Origin of the sequence: Delftia sp. Cs1-4, assembly GCF_000214395.1 — a bacterium.
Lineage (GTDB): Bacteria > Pseudomonadota > Gammaproteobacteria > Burkholderiales > Burkholderiaceae_C > Comamonas > Comamonas acidovorans.
On the sequence record NC_015563.1, the window covers coordinates 5669358 to 5690744 of the forward strand.

Genomic DNA, 21387 nt, shown 5'->3' on the forward strand with positions numbered 1-21387 from the left:
ATGCAGGGTCAATCGGGCAACCTGCTCAACGCTTGTTGGCGTTGCGGTGCGCCAGCCACTCTTCCAGGTAATGGATGTTGGTGCCGCCTTCCATGAACTTGGCGTCCACCATCAGATCCTGATGCAGCGGGATATTGGTCTTGATGCCTTCGACCACGGTCTCCAGCAGCGCCGTGCGCATGCGCGCCAGCGCCTGCTCGCGCGTGTCGCCGTGGACGATGATCTTGCCGATCATGGAGTCGTAGTTCGGCGGCACGAAGTAGTTGTTGTAGACGTGCGAGTCCACGCGCACGCCGGGGCCACCGGGGGCATGCCACATGGTGATGCGGCCCGGCGACGGCATGAAGTTGTAGGGATCCTCGGCATTCACGCGGCATTCGATCGCATGGCCCTTGAGCTGGGCATTGATCTGGCGCTGGGTGAAGGGCAGCTTCTCGCCTGCGGCCACCATGATCTGGGTGCGAACGATGTCCACGCCCGTGATCAGTTCGGTCACCGGATGCTCCACCTGCACGCGGGTGTTCATCTCGATGAAGTAGAACTCGCCGTTTTCAAAGAGGAACTCGAAGGTGCCGGCGCCACGGTAGCCCAGCTTCTTGCAGGCAGCGGCGCAGCGCTCGCCGATCTTCTCGACCAGGCGGCGCGGAATGCCCGGAGCCGGCGCTTCCTCGATGACCTTCTGGTGGCGGCGCTGCATGGAGCAGTCGCGCTCGCCCAGGTAGACCGCGTTGCGGTGGTTGTCCGCCAGGATCTGGATTTCCACATGGCGCGGGTTCTGCAGGAACTTTTCCATGTAGACGGCCGGATTGCCGAAGGCCGCACCGGCCTCGGCCTTGGTCATCTGCACGGCATTGATCAGCGCCGCCTCGGTATGCACCACGCGCATGCCACGGCCACCGCCGCCGCCTGCGGCCTTGATGATCACCGGATAGCCCACGGCCTTGGCGATGCGGCGGATCTGCACGGGGTCGTCAGGCAGCTCGCCATCCGAGCCGGGCACGCAGGGGACGCCCGCCTTGATCATGGCCTGCTTGGCCGAGACCTTGTCACCCATGGTGCGGATGTTCTCGGGCGTGGGGCCGATGAAGGTGAAACCGCTCTTTTCCACGCGCTCGGCAAAGTCGGCGTTCTCGCTGAGAAAGCCGTAGCCGGGGTGGATGGCCTCGGCGTCGGTCACCTCGGCGGCCGAGATGATGGCCGGCATGTTGAGGTAGCTCAGCGGCGAAGGCGCGGGGCCGATGCACACGGCCTCATCGGCCAGCTTGACGTACTTTGCGTCACGGTCGGCCTCGGAATACACCATCACCGCCTTGATGCCCAGTTCACGGCAGGCGCGCTGGATGCGCAGGGCAATCTCGCCCCGGTTGGCAACCAAAATTTTCTTAAACATGAAGGTCCTCGCGACTTGGTGCCTGCGCCGGTACGCAGGCCGAAGCCGTCAGTTGAGCCAATTGCTCTGTCGCGCCGCGGCATGCGTTCGCGCCAGGGCGTCGTGCCGCTTGCGGCATCGCTCGCCTGCAGGTTACTCGATCACGAACAGGGGCTGGCCGTACTCTACCGCCTGGCCGTTTTCGCCCAGGATGCGCGTGATCGTGCCGCTCTTGTCGGCTTCGATCTCGTTGAGAATCTTCATCGCCTCGATGATGCAGATGGTCTCGCCTTCCTTGACCTGGTTGCCCACTTCCACGAAGGGCTTGCCGCCAGGGCTGGAGGCGCGGTAGAAAGTGCCGACCATGGGCGACTTCACCACGTGGCCGGAGACGGCTGCCTCAGCCGGTGCCGCCACGGGCGCTGCGGGGGCAGCGGCGACGGGTGCCGCCATCGGTGCGGCCATGGGAGCCTGCATGGGCGCTGCCACATAGTGCTGCACCACGGCGCCTTCGCTCTTGACGATCCGGACCTTGCCCTCTGCTTCGGTGATCTCCAGTTCCGACACGTTCGATTCGGACACCAGATCAATGAGGGTCTTGAGTTTTCGCAAATCCATGGGAGCTCCAGCGGCTAACAACTAAATAGGGCGCGAATTTACTCCAATTTCGCCCTTCTGCGTGCTTTGAGGCATATTTTTCATCAACGTCGCCATGGAATTCAGGGCATTTCCTGGGCTTTCACAGCTTCGATGATGCGAAAAATCAGCCTTTTGCGCTCCAGGAAGCCAGATCTTCGGTAGTAAGCTCACCTATTTTACGTTGCTGCACCATGCCATCTTCGCCGAGCAGCACGGTGAAGGGCAGTCCGCCCTGCAGATTGCCCAGCGAGCGGGTCAGGCCCAGACCGCCTTCCACCGCCAGCGCCACAGGGAAACGCAGGGGTGTGCGACCCAGGAAGCGCTGCACGGCCTCCGGCTTGTCCACGGCCAGGCCAATGACCTGAATACCATGCTGGTCTTGGCGCGCCGAGAAGGCATCGAGCATGGGCAGCTCGCGCACGCAGGGCGGGCACCAGGTGGCCCAGAAATTGACCAGCACCGGCTTGCCGCGCCAGCGCGACAGCGTCATGGCCGAGCCATCGGGTGTGATGAAGCGCTGTTGCCACAGCTGCTCTTCGGCACTGGCATCCATGGCGTGCGGCTGAAAACGCCACCACGCAAACCCTGCCCCACCCAGGCCCGCGGCGGCGGCAACGCCGCCCATCAGCCAACGGCGGCGGGAAGATGTGTTTTGCCCTGCATCCACTGAATCAGCCACGGTCGGCCTCCTCTTCATCCTGATCCAACAGCCTGCGCAGCGCCTCGGCGCTGCCGCGCGGGCTGCGCCCCTGGCCGTCGGGCTTGAGTGCGCCACGCAGATCATCATGGTCGTACACCAGCAGATGCACGCCCACGGACTCGTTCAAAGGGCGGCAGAAGGCGTGGATGCTCAAGGCCTCCACGGCCTGCCCCGTAAAGCCGGTGACGGTGCTGGGCTCGTACTCCACATGCTGGTTGATCAGCGCGATCTCGGCCGACTTGGGGTCGTCGCAGAACAGCTGCAGGTAAATATCGGACAGGCGGGTGGCTGTGCCGCGCCAGACGGCGCCGGCCAGATGGGGCCGGAACTCGGCCAGGCGGTCCATCCATTGCAGGGCCAGTTCGCGCAGGGCCTGCAGTTCCTGGGGCTGGGTGTCGGCGCAGAACAGGGCAATGTACTCGCGCACGGCCTCTTCCACCAGGTCGTTGCCCGGCAGCGCGGTGCGCGCGGGCAGCCCCAGTTGGCGAAGTGCGCGGTGCTTGGCAGCCCCCCATTCCAGCCCTTCCTCGACCACGAGGCGGGCCGCGGTCTGGGCAATTTCGGCAGTGGCTTGGTCCATGGCTTTCCGATCCGCTGTATCCCTACATATATATAAGAGGCCTTCCCTGTGGATGGCCCCGGGCCATTGTGACCCAAGCCGCGGCACCGCCGGCCGCGGACGGGCTTTGCCCGTTCCCGCCAGCGCCTTGCACCGGCGATTTCGCAACCTTGTGTTTCCGGGACCCGGTGCCTGCTTGGCCGCAAGCTCCTGTTTTTGCAGGACAGCCCTCCCGGACATGACGGCAACCGTAGAATGCCCGGCCATGCACATACATATTCTGGGCATCTGCGGCACCTTCATGGGCGGACTGGCCGCACTGGCGCGCGAGGCAGGGCACCGCGTCACAGGCTGCGACGCCGGCGTCTATCCGCCAATGAGCGATCAGTTGCGTGCACTGGGCATCGACCTGATCGAGGGCTACGGCGCCGACCAGATGGCCCTGCAACCCGACATGTATGTCGTGGGCAACGTGGTCAGCCGCGCACGGCTGCCCGACGGCAGCCCCAAGTTCCCGCTGATGGAGGCGATTCTTGAAAGCGGCGCCCCCTACACCAGCGGTCCGCAATGGCTTTGCGAACAGGTGCTGCACCATCCGTCCTGCCCGCGCCATGTGCTGGCCGTGGCCGGCACCCACGGCAAGACGACCACGACGTCGATGCTGGCCTGGATTCTCGAATGCGCAGGCCTGGCTCCGGGCTTTCTGGTCGGCGGCGTGCCGCTGGACTTCGGCGTTTCGGCCCGCCTGGGCGCATCCAGCCGCCCGACGCCAGGCCAGGGGCCGGCCGGCGCGGAGCCCGTCTTCGTCATCGAGGCCGATGAATACGACACGGCCTTTTTCGACAAGCGCAGCAAGTTCGTGCACTACCGCCCGCGCACGGCCGTGCTCAACAACCTGGAGTTCGACCACGCCGACATCTTCGAGGACCTCGGCGCCATCGAACGCCAGTTCCACCATCTAGTGCGCACCGTTCCCGCCTCCGGGCGGCTGGTGGTCAACGGCATAGAGGAAAGCATCACCCGCGTGCTGCACCAGGGCTGCTGGAGCGAGGTCTCCAGCTTCGGTGCGGTGGTCAGCGATTTCAGTGCCCAGGGCGATCCCGGCGCCTTCGACGTGCTGCACCGTGGCCGCAAGGTCGCGCGCCTGGAATGGGCACTCACCGGGGAGCACAACCAGCTCAATGCGCTGGCCGCCATTGCAGCGGCCGAGCATGTGGGCGTGACGCCGGCGCAGGCCTGCGAAGCGCTGGCGCGCTTTCAGAACGTCAAGCGACGCATGGAGCTGCGCGGCATGGCGGGTGGCGTGTCCGTCTACGACGACTTCGCCCACCATCCCACGGCCATCCGCACCACGCTGGACGGCCTGCGCCGCAAGCTCGGCAGCCAGGCACGCATCCTGGCGGTGTTCGAGCCGCGCAGCAACACCATGAAGCTGGGCACCATGAAGTCGCAACTGCCCTGGGCCCTGGAAAGCGCCGATCTGGTGTTCTGCCACACGGCCGGCCTGGACTGGGATGCTGCCGAGGCGCTGCGCCCCCTGGGCGTGGGAGCCGGCCACAAGGCGCAGGTGGCTGCAGACATCGATACGCTGATCGGGCAGATCCGCGCAGCCGCCCGCCCCGGTGACCACGTGGTGTGCATGAGCAATGGCGGCTTCGGCGGCATTCACCCCAAGCTGCTGGCGGCGCTGCAGGCCGCAGGCTGACCCGGGCACGGCCCCCAATGAAAGAAGCCCGGGTCATGCCCAGGCTTCTTTGCTGTATCGCTATCTGTCCGTCGTCAGTAACTGATGGACATGGCCGGCACATCGACACGGATCAGCGGCTTGGACAGCACGGCCTGGGCGGCCACGGCATAGCTGTTGCGCCATTGCTCGTCGTCGAACAGCCCGGAGCGCGAACGCGCCGCACGCGCCACCACCACCAGCTTGTCGGCCAGCAGAACCTTGCCGCTGGCGCGCAGGGGTTCGCAGTCCATGGAGATGAACTGCTGGTCCAGCCAATGCCGTCCTTCATCGGAACTCATGGGGGTGAGCCCGCTGGTGTCCGTGCGGTACTCTTGTCCGGCATCCAACACCACAATCACTTCGCTGCGCATGGAACTCCTCTCTTCATTACGGGATACGGCCCTGTGCCTGCTCATGCAGACAGGGCTGTCACTCATGCCCTGAGCTTAACCGCAAGCGCCTTTTCCACACCCCGGGCAAGCTGACATGCCTCAAGTGCCAGAGACTGGCACCGGCGCTGGAGTCGGCACTGCCGCCAGCAGGTGTTTCAAGGCCTGCCAGCGCCTGCCCAAAGGTGCAAACGTACAATGGCCGACAGATTTGGCCCCGTTTTTTCATGGACCTCACCGCATGACAACCGACACCACGCACCAGAAACTGCTCGACCAGTTGCAGCAACTCGAAGACGAGTTGCGCAGCCAGAGCCTCTGGTCGGCCGTGGCGCCCAGCCCTGAGGCCATGGCATCGACCATGCCGTTCATGTACGACACACTCAAGCTGCACGAATGGCTGCAGTGGGTTTTCCTGCCCCGGCTGCGTGCCGTGGTCGATGCCCGCGGCCAATTGCCCTGCCAAAGCCATGTGCATCCACTGGCCGAGCATGAATGGAGCCAGCCCGTGGCATTCGACAAGCGCCAATTGCTGGTCCTGCTGCTGGGCATAGACGACACGCTGAACCAGGGCGGGCTGACCCCGCCGGACGCCACGCCGCCACACTGAACAAGCAAACCGGGACATGGAAAAAACGGGGCATGCATGCCCCGTTTTCTTTTCCGGCTCAGGCGGCAACCAGGGCCGCAGCCGGCTCGGGATGCTTGACGCGGCGCTGCTGCACGGCGTCGGACAGCTCGGCCAGCGTTGCCAGGGAATCATCCCAGCCCAGGCAGGCATCGGTGATGCTCTGGCCATAGGTCAGCGCAGCCACCTCATCCTTGCCGGGCGTGAACTTCTGGGCGCCGCCCACGAGATGGCCTTCGATCATCACGCCGAAGACACTGCGCGAGCCGCCGCTGATCTGTCCGGCGATGTCGCGTGCCACATCCTTTTGGCGCTCATGCTGCTTGGAGCTGTTGGCGTGGCTGCAGTCCACCATCAGCGTGGGAGGCAGGCCGGCCTTTTCCAGATCCTCGCAGGCTGCGGCCACGTTGGCCGCGTCGTAGTTGGGGGTCTTGCCGCCGCGCAGGATGACGTGGCAATCCTGGTTGCCCGCCGTGTTCACGATGGCAACCTGGCCATTCTTGTGCACGGACAGGAAGTGGTGGCCGCGGCTGGCCGACTGGATGGCGTCGGTGGCGATGCGGATGTTGCCGTCCGTGCCGTTCTTGAAGCCAATGGGCGCCGAGATGCCCGAGGCCAGTTCACGGTGGACCTGGCTTTCCGTGGTGCGCGCACCGATGGCGCCCCAGCTGATCAGATCGGCGATGTACTGGGGCGAGATCACGTCCAGGAACTCGCTGGCGGCCGGCACGCCCAGGCGGTTGATGTCGATCAGCAGTTGCCGCGCAATGCGCAGGCCTTCGTCGATGCGGTAGCTCTGGTCCAGGTAGGGATCGTTGATCAAACCCTTCCAGCCCACGGTGGTGCGCGGCTTTTCGAAGTACACGCGCATCACGATCTCCAGCGTGTCCTTGTACTGCTCGCGTATGGGCGCCAGGCGGCGTGCGTACTCGATGGCGGCCGCCGGATCGTGGATGGAGCAGGGGCCGACGATGACCAGCAGGCGGTCATCCTCGCCAGCCATGATGTTGTGGATGGTGCGGCGGGTGTCGCCGATCAGGGTTTCGACGGCCGTACCGCGGATGGGGAAGAAGCGAATGAGGTGCTCGGGAGGGGGCAACACGGTGATGTCCTTGATACGTGCGTCGTCGGTTTGGCCAGTCTTTTGGGAACCGCCGCGATACCAGGAATCGGCGAGGGAAGCTTGATGAGCAGTCATTGCTTGCTTTCGTGAGGAAAGATGGATCGTGTAAAACGGAGCGAAGAATCGGGAGGGAAAAACAAAAAACCGCCGGGCTTTACAGCTTCGGCGGTTTTGAGGGAGGTTTGTTCGGGTGCGCGCGCTTACCTCTCTTCCGCCGGGGAGGAGAACCAAAAGTAAAAGTAGAAGGAGGCACGGGCTTGCATGGGGATCGAATGTAGCACAGTCATTTTTCGCAGTGCAACATGGACATGCAGGCGGGGAAGCTGCCGTTCACCGTGCCACAGAGAGAAAGCACAAAATCATTGACGCAAAAAAACTGCTTTTTTCTCAGTTTCACGCAAAAATTCTTCAGGCATATGTAGAAAATCACGATGCCATGCAGTTTTATTGCCATCAGCCATGAAAACGTGCAAACCCCGGGAAATGATGCATCTGCGCGTCATGCGAGGGCGCGATCAACGCCGCAGCAACGCGTCACGCAGCCTGCGCAGGGCCCGGCGCACGGCACTCAAGGGTTGCCATCGGCGCGCCTTGTAACCAGACAGGATGGAAGTCACATCGGCTTCGCCGGCCACGGCAGCGGATTCGGCAAACATGTCCGTCAGCAGGCAGGCATCGCCCAGCAGACGCCAGCCCAGGCGCTCGCAGCGGCGGAAGTGCTCGGGCTCCTGGGCATCGCCCACCAGCACGGACTGCTGCCAGGCGTGGACGGCCTCCCTGAAGCCTTTGAGCAGACGCTGGTAGGCAGGAAATTCGTAGAGGGCATGCCAGCCCGTGGCCAGCGTGGTGAGAAAGTGCTGGTGGTCCAGCACCGCCAGGTCAAGCTGCTGTATGGCGTCTTCCACCGCGGGGCGCGGGCTGCCCGCATAGCGCACGCGCACGGACTCGTCCAGCGCGACGGCCAGCAAGGCCAGTTGCTGGTGCATGGGCTGCAGGTCGCCCACGATCAGCTCATGCTGCCAGAAGCGGCTCAACCGCGACTCGCCGGCCCAGGCACGCCATTGCTTCGGCAGGCTGCGCAGGGGATGGACGGAGGTCCGCGGGCCTGGCCGGGAGGAAAAGGAAAGCTGGGTCATGGAATCGGCGCCGGGCGGCGCCCACCGAACGCGGCGGGCCGCGTCAGGCAGGACAGGGCCCGGCCTGCCGTGCAGGGCGCGGGCATGGGACCGTCAGGCCGTGCCGCCCACCGTCAGGCCGTCGATGCGCAGCGTGGGCTGGCCCACGCCCACAGGCACGCTCTGGCCTTCCTTGCCGCAGGTGCCCACGCCGCTATCCAGGCGCATGTCGTTGCCGATCATGGTGATGTGCTTGAGCGATTCCGGGCCGCTGCCCACGATGGTCGCGCCCTTGACGGGGTACTGGATCTTGCCGTTCTCGACCCAATAGGCCTCGCTGGCGGAGAACACGAACTTGCCGCTGGTGATATCGACCTGGCCGCCGCCGAAGTTGGTGGCGTACAGGCCCTTCTTGATCGAGGCCACGATTTCCTGCGGCTCCCGGTCGCCACCGAGCATGTAGGTGTTCGTCATGCGCGGCATGGGAATGTGGGCATAGCTTTCGCGGCGGCCGTTGCCCGTGGGCTTGACGCCCATCAGGCGGGCATTCATCGCGTCCTGGATGTAGCCCTTGAGGATGCCGTCCTCGATCAGCACATTGCTCTGGCTGGTGCAGCCTTCGTCATCGACGTTGAGCGAACCGCGGCGATCGGCCAGCGTGCCGTCATCCAGCACGGTGACGCCCTTGGCAGCCACGCGCTGGCCGATGCGGCCGCTGAAGGCGCTGGCGCCCTTGCGGTTGAAGTCGCCTTCCAGACCGTGTCCCACGGCTTCGTGCAGCAGCACGCCGGGCCAGCCGGGGCCAAGCACCACGGTCATCTCGCCAGCCGGCGCGGGACGGGATTCCAGGTTGGTGAGGGCCGCGCTCACGGCCTCGTTCACGTACTGGGTGATCTGCTCGTCGCTGAAATAGGCCAGGCCGAAACGGCCACCGCCGCCGGCAGAGCCCACCTCACGCCGGCCCTTTTGCTCGGCGATCACGGTAACCGACAGGCGCACCAGCGGCCGCACGTCGGCCGCCAGCGTGCCATCGGCACGGGCCACCAGCACCACGTCGTACTCGCTGGCCAGGCCGGCCATGACCTGGACGACACGCGGGTCCTTGGCGCGGGCCAGTTTCTCGACCTTGCCCAGCAGTTCGACCTTGGCCGTGCTGTCCAGCGTGGCGATGGGGTCCAGACCGGGATACAGCGAGCGGCTTTGCGCAATCTTGGGAGCATTGGCGCGCACGCGCTTGCTCTGGGCCGCGCCCGAGATGGAGCGCACGGTGCGCGCGGCATCCAGCAGCGAGGCTTCGGAAATATCGTCGGAATAGGCAAATGCCGTCTTCTCGCCACTGACCGCACGCACGCCCACGCCCTGGTCGATGCTGAAGCTGCCGGTCTTGACGATGCCCTCTTCCAGGCTCCAGCCTTCGGCGCGGGTGTACTGGAAGTAGAGGTCGGCGTCGTCGACCTGGTGGCTGCGGATCTCGGCCAGTGCGCGCGCGAGATGGGTTTCATCGAGCCCGAAGGGCTCAAGCAGCAACTGGCGCGCTGTGGCCAGGCGTTCAATGGTGGGTTCGCGGGAGATCATTCACGCATTGTAGAGAGCCGGCCATGCCCTCGCCGTGCAACGGCTGCGGCCAGCGGCTTGCCAACCCACAAAAAAAGAACGGAATGCCGCTCCACCAGGCTGAGCGGCATTCCGTAGGCATGCATCCGCGTGGATGGCGAACATGCTGGCCCATGTCCGCACTTGCTTTGTAGCCTGCCCTGGCGGCGCTGGCAAGTGAGCAGACTCCCGCAGAAGCTACCGAAAAAGGAGCAACCAGCGCTTTTGGAGTCTCATTTTCCAAGCCAAATCGCAGGAAGGAATGCGACGCCCGATACCGCAGGCATCCAGACTCTTTGACATTTGCGGGCGCCTTTGGCGCCGCAAAGTGCAATTCAGAGCGGCCCGCCGCCCTCGCCCGGCAGTTGCCGCTGCGAACGCGCCACCGACATCAGCACGCCCAGCGCCAGTCCCAGCGTGACCATGGCCGTGCCGCCATAGCTGATGAAGGGCAGCGGCACGCCGACCACGGGCAGGATGCCGCTGACCATGCCCATGTTCACGAAGGCATAGGTGAAGAAGATCATGGCCACGGCCGCCGCCATGAGCCGCGCGAACAGCGAGTTGGCCTGGATGGCGATGGCCAGCCCGCGCCAGACCAGCAGCAGGAAGGAGACGATGATGAACAGGTTGCCGACCAGTCCGAACTCCTCGGAATAGGCCGCGAAGATGAAGTCGGTCGTGCGCTCGGGGATGAACTCCAGGTGGGTCTGGGTGCCCGCCATGAAGCCCTTGCCCCAGACGCCGCCCGAACCGATGGCGATCATCCCCTGAATGATGTGGAATCCCTTGCCCAGCGGGTCGCGCGTGGGGTCCAGCAGGGTACAGACACGGGTTTGCTGGTATTCATGCAGCACGGGCCAGCGCACGCCGTCGGCGCACAACTGGGGCTCGTACAGCACGATGAGCGTGATGCCGATGGCGCCGGCCAGCACGGGCGGCACGATGAGTTTCCAGGGCAGGCCCGCGAAAAAGATCACGGACAGGCCTGCGGCCATCACCAGCAGCGAGGTGCCCAGGTCGGGCTGCTTCATGATCAGCCCCACGGGCACCAGGAGCAGGACCATGGCGATCACGAAGTCCGTGCCGCGCAGCTGGCCCTCGCGGCGCTGGAACCACCAGGCCAGCATCAGCGGCGTGGCGATCTTCAGCAGTTCGCTGGGCTGGATCACCACGCCAACGTTGACCCAGCGCTGCGCCCCCTTCTTGGTGATGCCGAACAGCGCCACCGCCACCAGCAACGCCACGCCCAGCATGTACAGCGGCACGGCCACCTTCATGAGCTGCTGCGGGGGAATCTGGGCCACCACAAAGAGGATGGCCGCCGCGATCAGCATGTTGCGCCCATGGTCGGTGAAGCGCGTGCCGTGGTCGAAGCCCGAGGAGTACATGGCGATCAGCCCCGCCGACGCCAGCATGCCCACGAACAGCAGCAACCAGAAGTCAAAGCCCCGCAGCAGCGGGGCAACACGTTGCCAGAGGGAGGGCTTGTCGAATTCGGTCACGGGGATGGTCGGTCGCGGGCACGGGCCGCCATTATCCCGTGGCGCATGCGGCCCAGCCCGGCGCAGGGTTGCCCACGGAGGCGGTTGTCATCCAGCTGTCGGCCCGGGCCTTCCCTGCTGGGCGCCGCCTGCCGCAGCGGCCACAATGGGCCATGAGCCGTCCGGGCCGCATCCCGCGCCCGGCCCCAGCAACGCAAAGGAGAGCGCCCGCCATGACCACCACCCATTTGCTGTACCTGCACGGCTTTCGCTCCTCTCCCCAATCCAACAAGGCCCGTCGCCTGGCCGAGCATGTGGCCACGCGCCATCCCCATGTGCGCTGGTGGAGCCCGCAACTGCCCCCTTCCCCGCGCGAAGCGGCTGCCCTGATTGCCGATGGCATCGGCAGCTGGCCGCGCGAGACCATGGCCGTGATCGGCTCCTCGCTGGGCGGCTACTACGCCAGCTGGGTGGCCCAGTTGGCGCGCTGCCGCAGCGTGATGATCAACCCGGCCGTCAACCCGGCGCGCGATCTTGAAAAGTACATCGGCGAGCAGACTTCCTGGCACAACCCGGAGGAGCGTTTCTTCTTCCGCCGCGAATACATCGAGGAGCTTCGCGCGCTGGACACGCGCCATATGACACCGGCCGCCCCCGAAATGCTGCTGGCGGCCGAGGGCGACGAGGTGCTGGACTGGCGCGAGATGAGCGCACGCTATCCGCATGCGCTGCAGATCATCCAGGAGGGCGGCGATCACGCGCTGAGCAACTTCGAGGAGTACTTGCCTCAGCTGGACGAGTTCCTGAATCTGGCCTGATGCCGCGCAAGACTGCGCGGCAGCTGCCAGCCGCAGCATGGGAGAATGTCGGGCTATGCACGCATTGTTTGAAGAATCCGGCAAGTTCCTGGCCGGCCGCATCCTCTCCGAAGCCGACACCTCCGCCCAGGTGGAGCTGGACTCGGGCAAACGGGTCAAGGTCAAGTCGGCCAACATCCTGCTCAAGTTCGACAAGCCGGCGCCTGCCGAACTGATCGCCCAGGCGCAGGCGCAGGCCGCCCAGATCGATCTGGACCTGGCCTGGGAATTCGCCCCTGAGGAGGAATTCGGCTTCGCCGACCTTGCACGCGACTATTTCTCGGACAAGGCCACGCTGGCCGAGCAGGCCGGCGCGCTGTTCCGCCTCTACGACGCACCGCACTACTTCCGACGCTCCGGCAAGGGCCGCTTCAAGAAGGCGCCGGCCGAGATCCTGCAGCAGGCGCTGGCCGGCATAGAGAAGAAAAAGCAGATCCAGGCCCAGATCACGGCCTGGGCCGAGCAGCTGGGCGCCGGCGAATGCCCCGGCCCCATCCGCGAGCAGCTCTACAAGATCCTGTTCCGCCCCGACAAGAACGCCGCCGAGTACAAGGCCGTGGTCGAGGCCAGCCGCGCCACGCGCCTGGCACCGCTGGACCTGCTGCACAGGGCCGGCGCCATTGAATCGGCCTACGAGTTCCACTGGAAGCGCTTCCTGTTCGACCACTTCCCCAAGGGCACGCAGTTCCCGGCCCTGCAGGCACCACAGCCACCGGCCGACCTGCCGCTGGCCGAGGTCCAGGCGTTTTCCATCGATGACTCGGCCACCACCGAAATCGACGATGCGCTGTCGGTGCGCGGCCTGGGCACGGGCACGGTCACCGTGGGTATCCACATTGCCGCGCCCGGTCTGGCCATCGTGCCGGGCACGCCGCTGGACCAGCTCGGCCGCTCGCGCCTGTCCACCGTCTACATGCCCGGCTACAAGATCACCATGCTGCCCGACGAGGTGGTGCAGATCTACACGCTGGACGAAGGGCGCGCCAACCCCGCCGTGTCGCTGTACGTCACCGTGGACGAGGCCACGCTGGAGACCACGGCCAGCGAGACGCGCCTGGAGCGCGTGCCCGTGCAGGTCAACTTCCGCCATGACAAGCTGGACCACATCGTCACCGAGCAGTGGCTGGCCGACCCCTCCTTCGAGGTCGAGGGCACGCCCGAAGTGCTGCAAGGCAAGCGCGCCGAACTGACGTTCCTGCAGCGCTGGGCCAAGCACCTGAAGGCAGGTCGTGAACTGGTGCGCGGCAAGCCCGAGAACTTCAACCGCCCCGACTACAACTTCCGCCTCGTGGGCAACGGCGGCGCCGAGCCCCGCGGCAATGAGCAGGTGGAGATCAGCGTGCGCAAGCGCGGCGCGCCGCTGGACCTGATCGTGGCCGAGGCCGCCATCGTGGCCAACAGCACCTGGGGCGGCTGGATGGCCGAGCTCGGCGTGCCCGGCATCTACCGCAGCCAGGCCAGCCTGGCGCCCGGCATCAAGGTGCGCATGTCCACCAAGGCGCAGCCCCATGCAGGCATCGGCGTCAAGAGCTATGCCTGGGCCACCTCGCCGCTGCGCCGTTACGTGGACCTGGTCAACCAGTGGCAGATCATTGCCTGCGCGCGCCACGGCAAGACCGCCGCCCTGGCCGCGCCGTTCAAGCCCAAGGATGCCGAGCTGTTCGGCATCATCAGCAGCTTCGACGGTGCCTACAGCGCCTACAACGGCTACCAGGCCGGCATGGAACGGTTCTGGACGCTCAAGTACCTGCAGCAGCACGCCATCACCGAGCTGACGGCCACCGTCATCAAGGAAGGCATGGGCGGCGGCCTGCTGGTGCGCGCCGATGACCTGCCCCTGGTCTTCCCCGTGCTGGGCGTCACCGGCCTGCCGCGCGGCGCCCATGTGCGCGTGCGCCTGGGCGAGATCGACGAGATCGCGCTCGATGTCTCGGGCACGCTGATCGAGCGCCTGGATGGCGATGCGGCGGCCGCTGCCGATGGCGCCGAAGACAGCGCCGAGGATGACGAGGAAGCCGTGGCCGGCCCCATCGCCATCGCCGTGGACATGAACGAGACCGATGGCACACCGGCGGCCGACCCCGCCCAGCCCTGACCTGCCTCACATCCGAGCAACTGCCCCAGATCTGACGTGAAACTGCCTACCGCCCTCCGTTCCCTGAGCACGCTGCAGTTGGCACTGGGCGTTTCCATCGCCCTGCATGCCGGGTTGTTCTCGTTCCGGTTCATCGACCCGGAGCGCTTCGACCGCGTGTTCCAGGACACGCCGCTGGAAGTCATCCTGGTCAATGCCCGCGCCAACGAGCAGCCCGACAAGGCGCAGGCCATCGCGCAGACCTCGCTGGCCGGCGGCGGCGAGGCCGACAAGGGCCGGGCCTCCAGCCCCATGCCCTACTCGGCACTCACGGCCGTGGGCGACGACTTCGAGGAACGCCAGCGCCAGATCGACTCCATGCAGGAGCAGCAGACCGTCTTGCTGACGCAGTTGCGCAAGCAGGTCGCGGCCCTGCCGCCGCTGGACCCGCGCGAGGCGGCCAAGCAGACCAAGGAGCAGCAGGCCCAGCAGGAAAAGCGCCAGCAGCTGGTCAAGCTGCTGGCCGAGATCGAAAAGCGCATCAACGAGGAAAACGCCCGTCCCAAGAAGCGCTATATCAGCCCGTCCACGCGCGAGGCCGTCTACGCCATCTACTACGACGGCCTGCGCCGCAAGGTCGAGGACAAGGGCACGGAAAACTTCCCCGAGCAGGCCGGCAAGAAGCTCTACGGCGAGCTGGTCATGATCCTCACCGTCAACCACGACGGGCGGGTGCTGTCCACCGAGATCGTGCAGGGCTCGGGCAACCGCCTGCTGGACACCCGGGCCGAGGCCATTGCACGTGCGGCCGGCCCCTTCGGCCATTTCGGCCCCGCCATGCGCGCCAAGGCCGACCAGATCGCCGTGGTCTCGCGCTTCAAGTTCACCCGCGAGCAGACGCTGCAGACGACGGTGCAGTAGCGCCCTCCTCTTGTCTTCGCGCACTCTCCTTTTCCGACATGACTTCCGCCGCCACCTCCTCCTCCGACCGCTACTGCGTCATGGGCAACCCCGTCGCGCACAGCCGCTCGCCCTGGATCCATGCCCGCTTTGCCGAACTGTGCGGGCAGGACCTGCACTACGAGCGCCAGCATGTGGAGCTGCAAGGCTTTGCCGAGGCCGTGCGCGGCTTCGTCGCGGCAGGCGGGCGCGGCTGCAATGTCACTGTGCCCTTCAAGCTGGAAGCCGCACAGCTGGCCACCACCTCCAGCGAGCGCGTGCAACTGGCCGGCGCCGCCAACACCCTGGTGCTGGCGGCGGACGGCATCCATGCCGACAACACCGACGGCCTGGGCCTGGTGGCCGACATCGTGCGCAATGCGGGCGTGCCGCTGGCCGGGCGCGACCTGCTGCTGCTGGGCGCAGGTGGCGCCGCAGCGGGCGCACTGGGCTCGCTGCTTGCCGAGCGCCCGCGCCGCATCGCCGTGGTCAACCGCACCTTCGAGCGCGCCCAGGCCCTGGTGCAGCGCCATGCCGCCATCGCCGCGCACCATGGCGTGGAACTGGTGGCGCTGGAGCAGCAGGCCGTGGATGAGGATTTCGACGTGGTCATCAACGCCACCGCCAGCAGCCTGGCCGGTGCCGAGGTGCCCGTGCCGGCCCGCGTGCTGCGGCCTGGCAGCCTGGCCTACGACATGATGTACGGCGCCGCAGCCCAGGGCTTCCTGCAATGGGCCGAGCAGCATGGCGCCCAGGCCCGCGACGGGCTGGGCATGCTGGTGGAGCAGGCCGCCGAATCGTTCGCGCTGTGGCGCGGCGTGCGCCCCCCGTCGGCCCAGGTGCTGAACGAGCTGCGCACCCATATTGCTCAAGGCGGCTGAGCGCTTTATGAAATCCCTGGCACGCGCCCTGCTGCTGGTGCTGTGCGCCGGCCTGCTGCTGCAGCTGTTCTTTGTGCTGCGCATTGCGCTGATGGTGGTGGTCGATCCTGAATCCACGGCCTTTCAGCGCTCCGAGGCCTGGCAGATGCTGCGCAGCTCCGAAGGCCTGCACTGGAGCCAGCAATGGCTGCCCTACGACCGCATCGCGCCCACGCTCAAGCGCGCCGTCATCGCCTCCGAAGATGACAGTTTCACCGAACACCACGGGGTGCAATGGGAGGCCATCGAGAAGGCCTGGCAGCGCAACCAGCGCGCCGAAGCCCGTGCCCAGAAGGCAGACAACGGCAAGGCGCCCAAGATCTACGGCGGCTCCACCATCACCCAGCAGCTGGCCAAGAACCTGCTGCTGTCGGGCGAACGCAGCCTGCTGCGCAAGGGCCAGGAACTGGTGCTGACCCAGCTGCTGGAACTGATGCTGAGCAAGCAGCGCATCCTGGAGATCTACCTCAACAGCGTGGAATGGGGCCAGGGCGTGTTTGGCGCGGAGGCTGCAGCCCGCCACTACTTCCGCAAGAGCGCCTCACAGCTCAGCGCGGCCGAGGCCGCACGCCTGGCCGTCATGCTGCCCCAGCCCAAACGCTTCGAGAAGCTGCCCAACTCCGGCTATCTGCTGCAGCGCACGCGCACGGTCATGCAAAGAATGCCCAGCGCCGTCATCCCCTGAACGGCTACAGTCACGCCATGCGCATTCTTGGAATCGACCCCGGGCTGCAGACCACGGGATTCGGCGTGATCGACGTCGACGGCCACCGCTTGGCCTATGTGGCCAGCGGCACCATCCGCACCACCGGCATCGCGCTCGGCGATCTGCCGGGCCGGCTCAAGCTGCTGTTCGACGGCATCTCGGAAGTCGCCAGCCGCTACCAGCCCGACACCTCGGCCGTGGAAATCGTCTTCGTCAACGTCAACCCCCAGTCCACGCTGCTGCTGGGCCAGGCGCGCGGCGCCGCGCTCACGGCCCTGGTCAATGCAGGCCTGCCGGTCGCCGAATACACGGCACTGCAGATGAAAAAGGCCATGACCGGCCACGGCCGCGCGGCCAAGAGCCAGATCCAGGAAATGGTGCGCCGCCTGCTGCAACTGCCCGGCCTGCCCGGCACTGACGCAGCTGACGCCCTGGGCCTGGCCATCACCCACGCCCATGCGGGCGCCGCCATGTCGAAGATGGCCGAGGTCACGCAGCTGCAGCGCCGCCAGCATGCCGTCTACAAGGGCGGCAGGGTGTATTGACTCCCCCTGAGGCGCTGCGCGCCTTCCCCCTGAGGGGGACGACAGCCTAGCTGCGGGGCGGCCCTTGCTTGCTGTCTCTCGCCTGAGCGCGCCTCCCGCAAGCGCCATGGTCTCGATCTCGCTACCGCAACTGCGTTGAATGGGATGCGAGTCAGAGCCGCCCTCAAACGATGCGGCCGAAGAACAGAACGGCGAAGAAGGTCACGCCGGCAATCACGGTCCACTTGAGGATGATGAAGCCCCAGCGCTTGTAGTGCGGCCGGCCCGTGCCCAGGTAGAACGCGAAGGAGACGGCCGAGGCCAGCAGCAGCAGGGTGGCCAGCCAGCGGAAGATCAGCATGGCGGCGCTCGCCTCACCAGGCCCGCGCGGGCTGGGCGAAGCCCTTGGGTGCCTGGCGCTCGCTGTCGAAGCTGACCAGTTCCCAGGCGTCGGGCTGGGCCAGCAGGGCACGCAGCAACTGATTGTTCATGCCGTGGCCCGAGCGAAAGGCGCTGTAGGCGGCCAGCAGCGGCCTGCCGATCAGGTACAGGTCGCCGATGGCGTCGAGGATCTTGTGCTTGGCGAACTCGTCGTCGTAGCGCAGGCCGTCGCTGTTGAGCACCTTGTAGTCGTCCATGACGATGGCGTTGTCCATGCCGCCGCCCAGCGCCAGGCCATGGCTGCGCAGCATTTCCACGTCCTTGGTGAAGCCGAAGGTGCGCGCGCGTGCGATGTCGCGCGTGTAGTTGTCCTCGCCCATGTCGAACTCCACGCACTGGCCCGTGGAATCCACGGCCGGATGGGCGAAGTCGATCTCGAAGCGCAGCTTGAAGCCGTGGTAGGGGTCGAAGCGCGCCCACTTGAGGTTCTGGCCCTCGCCCTCGCGCACCTCGACGGGGCGGATGACGCGGATGAAGCGCTTGGGAGCCTTTTGCAGCTCGATGCCCGCGCTTTGCAGCAGGAACACGAAGGAGGCGGAGGAGCCGTCGAGGATGGGCACTTCCTCGGCGGTGATGTCTATATAGATGTTGTCGAGCCCGAGACCGGCAATGGCCGACATCAGGTGCTCCACGGTATGCACCTTGGCGCCGCCGGTGCCGATGGTGGAGGCCATGCGCGTGTCGGTGACGGCTTCGGCCGAGATCGGGATGTCCACAGGCTCCGGCAGGTCCACGCGACGGAACACGATGCCGGTGTCGGGCTGCGCGGGTCGCAGCGTCAACTCGACGCGCTGGCCGCTGTGCAGGCCCACGCCAACGGCACGGGTGATCGTCTTGATGGTGCGTTGTTGGAGCATCCGGCTATTTTAGAACGCGGCAGCCGTGCGCAGGGCATGGCCCTGGCACGGCTTTCGCTATCACGGCTATGCAGCGACCGTATGGGCCGCTGCTCAGTCAGCCTGCTTGCGCAGGAAGGCCGGGATTTCCAGATCGTCCATGCCGCCGGAGGCCAGGGCATCGACGCGGGCAGCGGCCTGCGTGCGGTTGGTACGCCAGACGCTGGGGACCGACATGTTGTTGGCATAGTCGGCGCCGCCAGCGGCACCGCCCACCAGGCCGCCGGCTGCCGTGGCGGCACCCATGGAGGCCGAGGGCAGCTGGTAGCTCATGTTGTCGGTACCGGTGCGCAGACCGCCCTGCACCACCTGCATGTTCTGGCGGCGTGCGCTGGGGCGCGACAGGCCGGTGGCGACCACGGTGACGCGGATCTCGTCGCCCAGGGTGTCGTCGTAGGCGGCGCCGTAGATCACGTGCGCATCGGGCGAGGCGTAGGCATTGATGGTGCTCATGGCCAGGCGCGACTCGGACAGCTTGAGGCTGCCCTTGGCGGCCGTGACCAGCACCAGCACGCCCTTGGCGCCCGACAGGTCGATGCCTTCCAGCAGCGGGCAGGCCACGGCCTGCTCGGCGGCGATGCGCGCGCGGTCGGGGCCAGCGGCCTTGGCCGTGCCCATCATGGCCTTGCCGGGCTCGCCCATGACGGTGCGCACGTCTTCGAAGTCGACGTTCACATGGCCGTACTCGTTGATGATTTCGGCAATGCCGCCCACGGCGTTCTTGAGAACGTCGTTGGCATGGGCAAAGGCCTCGTCCTGCGAGATGTCGTCACCCAGCACGTCCAGCAGCTTCTCGTTGAGCACGACGATCAGCGAATCGACATTGGCTTCGAGCTCGTTGAGGCCGCTGTCGGCATTGGCCATGCGTCGGCCGCCTTCCCACTCGAAGGGCTTGGTGACCACGCCCACGGTGAGAATGCCCATTTCCTTGGCCACGCGCGCGATCACGGGCGCAGCGCCCGTGCCCGTGCCGCCGCCCATGCCGGCCGTGATGAACAGCATGTGCGCGCCTTCGATGGCGGTGCGAATGTCGTCCTCGGCCATTTCGGCAGCCTCGCGGCCCTTGTCGGGCTTGCTGCCCGCGCCCAGGCCGCTGCCACCGAGCTGGATGGTGCGGTGGGCGCTGCTGCGCAGCAGCGCCTGCGCGTCGGTGTTGGCGCAGACGAATTCCACACCCTGCACGTTGCGCGCAATCATGTGCTCGACGGCATTGCCGCCGCCGCCGCCAACGCCGATCACCTTGATCTGCGTACCCTGGTTGAATTCTTCAACTTCAATCATGTCGATGGGCATGTTGGTTCTCCTGTAGCTCTCTGTAAGTGGTCACCACCGTCTGGGGAAAATTCTGTCTTCTGTCCGGTATTCGGAAGCCGGTGGGCGGGCCGGTAATGCGCAGTCGATGAAAGCACATATCAAAAGTTCCCCACGATGAAGTCTTTGAAACGGCCAAAAGCGGTCTTCATCGACCCACTCTTTTGTGCCACCTTGAAACCGCGCAGGCGAGCCAGGCGGGCCTCTTCGAGCAATCCCATCACGGTGGCGGCGCGGGGTTGGGCCACCATGTCTGCCAGAGCGCTCGAATACTTGGGGATGCCGCGGCGCACGGGCTTGAGGAAGATGTCCTCGCCCAGTTCCACCATGCCCGGCATGACGGCGCTGCCGCCGGTCAGCACGATGCCCGAGGACAGAACTTCCTCGTAGCCGGAATCGCGCACCACCTGCTGCACCAAAGAAAAGATCTCTTCCACGCGCGGCTCGATCACGCCGGCCAGCGCCTGCTTGCTGATCATGCGCGGGCTGCGGTCGCCCAGGCCCGGCACTTCGACCTGGGCATCGGGGTCGGCCAGCAGCTGCTTGGCATAGCCGCTTTCGACCTTGATGTCCTCGGCGTCCTTGGTCGGCGTGCGCAGCGCCATGGCGATGTCGCTGGTGATCAGGTCGCCCGCGATCGGGATGACGGCCGTGTGCCGGATGGCGCCGCCCGTGAAGATGGCCACGTCGGTGGCGCCCGCGCCGATATCGACCACGGCCACGCCCAGCTCGCGCTCGTCGTCGGTGAGCACGGCCTGGCTCGATGCCAACGGGTTGAGCAGCAGCTGCTCGACCTCCAGGCCGCAGCGGCGCACGCACTTGATGATGTTCTCGGCCGCGCTCTGCGCGCCCGTGACGATGTGGATCTTGGCCTCCAGGCGGATGCCGCTCATGCCGATGGGCTCGCGCACTTCCTGGCCGTCGATCACGAATTCCTGCGGCTCGACCAGCAGCAGCCGCTGGTCCGAGGAGATGTTGATGGCCTTGGCCGTCTCCATCACCCGCGCCACGTCGGTGGCCGTGACTTCCTTGTCCTTGATGGCCACCATGCCGCTGGAGTTCAGGCCGCGGATGTGGCTGCCGGTGATGCCGGTGCACACGCGCTGGATCTTGCAGTCGGCCATCAGCTCGGCCTCTTTCAAGGCCTGCTGGATGCTCTGCACGGTGGCGTCGATGTTCACCACCACGCCCCGCTTGAGTCCGTTGCTCGGGGCCACGCCGAGGCCGGCGAGCTTGAGTTCGCCGTTGTACAGGACCTCGGCGACCACGACCATGACCTTGGCCGTGCCGATGTCCAGTCCGACGATCACATCTTTGTATTCTCTTGCCATATCAGCATCCGCCCCCGGTTGGTTCTGTCCTGTCGCTGTGTCGCTGCATGGTGTGCGTGTACA

Annotated in this window: 21 protein-coding genes; 8 read left to right on the forward strand and 13 right to left on the reverse strand. The window is 66.0% G+C overall.

Annotated elements, in window-relative coordinates:
• Positions 1-25: 25 nt before the first annotated feature.
• The 4 genes from accC to DELCS14_RS24915 form a co-directional block, all read right to left on the reverse strand.
• Positions 26-1390, reverse strand: coding sequence for an acetyl-CoA carboxylase biotin carboxylase subunit (gene accC / locus DELCS14_RS24900; RefSeq protein ID WP_012203425.1), 1365 nt, complete (start codon positions 1388-1390; stop codon positions 26-28).
• Positions 1391-1522: 132 nt separating this feature from the next.
• Positions 1523-1987 (reverse strand): acetyl-CoA carboxylase biotin carboxyl carrier protein, encoded by a 465-nt coding sequence (gene accB, locus DELCS14_RS24905; RefSeq protein ID WP_012203424.1) that lies wholly within the window; start codon positions 1985-1987, stop codon positions 1523-1525.
• 145 nt (positions 1988-2132) lie between these two features.
• Positions 2133-2633, reverse strand: coding sequence for a TlpA disulfide reductase family protein (locus DELCS14_RS24910; RefSeq protein WP_013804095.1), 501 nt, complete (start codon positions 2631-2633; stop codon positions 2133-2135).
• Positions 2634-2679: 46 nt separating this feature from the next.
• Positions 2680-3288 carry a hypothetical protein gene (locus DELCS14_RS24915; protein ID WP_013804096.1) on the reverse strand — a complete coding sequence of 203 codons (609 nt, stop codon included), beginning with the start codon at positions 3286-3288 and terminating at the stop codon, positions 2680-2682.
• Positions 3289-3532: 244 nt separating this feature from the next.
• On the opposite strand from DELCS14_RS24915, the gene mpl reads away from it, so the two are divergent.
• On the forward strand, positions 3533-4972 hold the full coding sequence (gene mpl / locus DELCS14_RS24920) for a UDP-N-acetylmuramate:L-alanyl-gamma-D-glutamyl-meso-diaminopimelate ligase (RefSeq protein WP_013804097.1): 1440 nt from the start codon (positions 3533-3535) through the stop codon (positions 4970-4972).
• 74 nt (positions 4973-5046) lie between these two features.
• On the opposite strand, the gene DELCS14_RS24925 is transcribed toward mpl, so the two are convergent.
• The gene (locus DELCS14_RS24925) at positions 5047-5364 is read right to left on the reverse strand and encodes a hypothetical protein (RefSeq protein ID WP_012203420.1); all 318 of its coding nucleotides are present in this window, start codon (positions 5362-5364) and stop codon (positions 5047-5049) included.
• A 259-nt stretch (positions 5365-5623) separates the two neighbouring features.
• Here DELCS14_RS24925 and DELCS14_RS24930 point away from each other — a divergent pair, with 259 nt between their 5' ends.
• The gene (locus DELCS14_RS24930; RefSeq protein ID WP_013804098.1) at positions 5624-5992 is read left to right on the forward strand and encodes a YqcC family protein; all 369 of its coding nucleotides are present in this window, start codon (positions 5624-5626) and stop codon (positions 5990-5992) included.
• Between the two features lie 58 nt (positions 5993-6050).
• Here the strand turns inward: DELCS14_RS24930 and DELCS14_RS24935 are convergent, their stop codons facing one another.
• The 4 genes from DELCS14_RS24935 to rodA form a co-directional block, all read right to left on the reverse strand.
• On the reverse strand, positions 6051-7208 hold the full coding sequence (locus DELCS14_RS24935; protein WP_012203418.1) for a 3-deoxy-7-phosphoheptulonate synthase: 1158 nt from the start codon (positions 7206-7208) through the stop codon (positions 6051-6053).
• Between the two features lie 440 nt (positions 7209-7648).
• Positions 7649-8269, reverse strand: coding sequence for a hypothetical protein (locus tag DELCS14_RS24940; protein ID WP_013804100.1), 621 nt, complete (start codon positions 8267-8269; stop codon positions 7649-7651).
• 93 nt (positions 8270-8362) lie between these two features.
• Positions 8363-9823: a metalloprotease TldD gene (tldD, locus tag DELCS14_RS24945; RefSeq protein WP_013804101.1), complete on the reverse strand. Its 1461-nt coding sequence runs from the start codon at positions 9821-9823 to the stop codon at positions 8363-8365.
• A gap of 353 nt (positions 9824-10176) precedes the next feature.
• Positions 10177-11346 (reverse strand): rod shape-determining protein RodA, encoded by a 1170-nt coding sequence (gene rodA / locus DELCS14_RS24950; protein WP_013804102.1) that lies wholly within the window; start codon positions 11344-11346, stop codon positions 10177-10179.
• 212 nt (positions 11347-11558) lie between these two features.
• Between rodA and DELCS14_RS24955 the strand changes: the two genes are divergently transcribed.
• Genes DELCS14_RS24955 through ruvC form a run of 6 tightly spaced genes read left to right on the forward strand, consistent with a single transcriptional unit; the run spans position 11559 to position 17366 of the window.
• Complete coding sequence (locus tag DELCS14_RS24955; protein ID WP_012203415.1) at positions 11559-12143, forward strand: YqiA/YcfP family alpha/beta fold hydrolase; 585 nt, start codon at positions 11559-11561, stop codon at positions 12141-12143.
• Positions 12144-12198: 55 nt separating this feature from the next.
• A complete protein-coding gene (locus tag DELCS14_RS24960) occupies positions 12199-14277 on the forward strand; it encodes a ribonuclease catalytic domain-containing protein (protein ID WP_012203414.1) in 2079 nt (692 codons plus the stop codon).
• A 36-nt stretch (positions 14278-14313) separates the two neighbouring features.
• On the forward strand, positions 14314-15177 hold the full coding sequence (locus DELCS14_RS24965) for a TonB family protein (RefSeq protein WP_012203413.1): 864 nt from the start codon (positions 14314-14316) through the stop codon (positions 15175-15177).
• Positions 15178-15215: 38 nt separating this feature from the next.
• On the forward strand, positions 15216-16076 hold the full coding sequence (gene aroE, locus DELCS14_RS24970) for a shikimate dehydrogenase (RefSeq protein ID WP_013804103.1): 861 nt from the start codon (positions 15216-15218) through the stop codon (positions 16074-16076).
• A 7-nt stretch (positions 16077-16083) separates the two neighbouring features.
• Complete coding sequence (gene mtgA, locus DELCS14_RS24975) at positions 16084-16800, forward strand: monofunctional biosynthetic peptidoglycan transglycosylase (RefSeq protein ID WP_012203411.1); 717 nt, start codon at positions 16084-16086, stop codon at positions 16798-16800.
• Between the two features lie 17 nt (positions 16801-16817).
• A complete protein-coding gene (ruvC, locus tag DELCS14_RS24980) occupies positions 16818-17366 on the forward strand; it encodes a crossover junction endodeoxyribonuclease RuvC (protein WP_012203410.1) in 549 nt (182 codons plus the stop codon).
• 163 nt (positions 17367-17529) lie between these two features.
• Here ruvC and DELCS14_RS31055 read toward each other — a convergent pair whose 3' ends face one another.
• The 4 genes from DELCS14_RS31055 to ftsA all read right to left on the reverse strand — a co-directional run bounded on the left by DELCS14_RS31055 (position 17530) and on the right by ftsA (position 21324).
• Positions 17530-17706 (reverse strand): hypothetical protein, encoded by a 177-nt coding sequence (locus DELCS14_RS31055; RefSeq protein WP_012203407.1) that lies wholly within the window; start codon positions 17704-17706, stop codon positions 17530-17532.
• A gap of 13 nt (positions 17707-17719) precedes the next feature.
• Positions 17720-18643: a UDP-3-O-acyl-N-acetylglucosamine deacetylase gene (gene lpxC / locus DELCS14_RS24985; RefSeq protein ID WP_012203406.1), complete on the reverse strand. Its 924-nt coding sequence runs from the start codon at positions 18641-18643 to the stop codon at positions 17720-17722.
• A gap of 93 nt (positions 18644-18736) precedes the next feature.
• A complete protein-coding gene (ftsZ, locus tag DELCS14_RS24990; protein WP_012203405.1) occupies positions 18737-19975 on the reverse strand; it encodes a cell division protein FtsZ in 1239 nt (412 codons plus the stop codon).
• 119 nt (positions 19976-20094) lie between these two features.
• On the reverse strand, positions 20095-21324 hold the full coding sequence (ftsA, locus tag DELCS14_RS24995) for a cell division protein FtsA (protein ID WP_012203404.1): 1230 nt from the start codon (positions 21322-21324) through the stop codon (positions 20095-20097).
• Positions 21325-21387: the final 63 nt, after the last annotated feature.

Coding starts and splice junctions, on each gene's coding strand:
- accC (WP_012203425.1), bottom strand. CDS start 1,390: ATGTTTAAGAAAATTTTGGTTGCCAACCGGGGCGAGATTGCCCTGCGC.
- accB (WP_012203424.1), bottom strand. CDS start 1,987: ATGGATTTGCGAAAACTCAAGACCCTCATTGATCTGGTGTCCGAATCG.
- DELCS14_RS24910 (WP_013804095.1), bottom strand. CDS start 2,633: ATGGGCGGCGTTGCCGCCGCCGCGGGCCTGGGTGGGGCAGGGTTTGCG.
- DELCS14_RS24915 (WP_013804096.1), bottom strand. CDS start 3,288: ATGGACCAAGCCACTGCCGAAATTGCCCAGACCGCGGCCCGCCTCGTG.
- mpl (WP_013804097.1), top strand. CDS start 3,533: ATGCACATACATATTCTGGGCATCTGCGGCACCTTCATGGGCGGACTG.
- DELCS14_RS24925 (WP_012203420.1), bottom strand. CDS start 5,364: ATGCGCAGCGAAGTGATTGTGGTGTTGGATGCCGGACAAGAGTACCGC.
- DELCS14_RS24930 (WP_013804098.1), top strand. CDS start 5,624: ATGACAACCGACACCACGCACCAGAAACTGCTCGACCAGTTGCAGCAA.
- DELCS14_RS24935 (WP_012203418.1), bottom strand. CDS start 7,208: ATGACTGCTCATCAAGCTTCCCTCGCCGATTCCTGGTATCGCGGCGGT.
- DELCS14_RS24940 (WP_013804100.1), bottom strand. CDS start 8,269: ATGACCCAGCTTTCCTTTTCCTCCCGGCCAGGCCCGCGGACCTCCGTC.
- tldD (WP_013804101.1), bottom strand. CDS start 9,823: ATGATCTCCCGCGAACCCACCATTGAACGCCTGGCCACAGCGCGCCAG.
- DELCS14_RS24955 (WP_012203415.1), top strand. CDS start 11,559: ATGACCACCACCCATTTGCTGTACCTGCACGGCTTTCGCTCCTCTCCC.
- DELCS14_RS24960 (WP_012203414.1), top strand. CDS start 12,199: ATGCACGCATTGTTTGAAGAATCCGGCAAGTTCCTGGCCGGCCGCATC.
- aroE (WP_013804103.1), top strand. CDS start 15,216: ATGACTTCCGCCGCCACCTCCTCCTCCGACCGCTACTGCGTCATGGGC.
- mtgA (WP_012203411.1), top strand. CDS start 16,084: ATGAAATCCCTGGCACGCGCCCTGCTGCTGGTGCTGTGCGCCGGCCTG.
- ruvC (WP_012203410.1), top strand. CDS start 16,818: ATGCGCATTCTTGGAATCGACCCCGGGCTGCAGACCACGGGATTCGGC.
- DELCS14_RS31055 (WP_012203407.1), bottom strand. CDS start 17,706: ATGCTGATCTTCCGCTGGCTGGCCACCCTGCTGCTGCTGGCCTCGGCC.
- lpxC (WP_012203406.1), bottom strand. CDS start 18,643: ATGCTCCAACAACGCACCATCAAGACGATCACCCGTGCCGTTGGCGTG.
- ftsZ (WP_012203405.1), bottom strand. CDS start 19,975: ATGCCCATCGACATGATTGAAGTTGAAGAATTCAACCAGGGTACGCAG.
- ftsA (WP_012203404.1), bottom strand. CDS start 21,324: ATGGCAAGAGAATACAAAGATGTGATCGTCGGACTGGACATCGGCACG.